The sequence below is a fragment of the Peribacillus sp. SIMBA_075 genome (assembly GCF_046534585.1).
In genome coordinates, this window is record NZ_JAWRYN010001305.1 from 1 (window position 1) to 247 (window position 247).

Sequence of the window (247 nt, forward strand, 5' to 3'; positions counted from 1 at the left end):
ACCGCAGGATCTAAAAACACTAATACCGAAATTAATCTCGTCGATAAATCTCTTAAACTGTCAAAAAATAAGTAATATACAAATCCCGTATGTATAAGTCCTGTCGCTGTGATCATCATCCAGTTCATCTCTGTTAACCCTTGAAACTTTCCAAAGTCTACGAATGGCAGTAATAAAAATATACCTAAAAACGTTTGTAAAAATGTCATCGCATATGCACTCGTATGCTGAATTCCTTTTCCTAATA

At 34.0% G+C, this 247-nt stretch carries 1 protein-coding gene; it reads right to left on the minus strand.

The genetic code is table 11. The annotated features are described in order from the left end of the window. Nucleotides 1-247 (minus strand): EamA family transporter (locus SB775_RS32565; protein ID WP_410865424.1); only part of this gene is annotated, 247 nt, incomplete at both ends.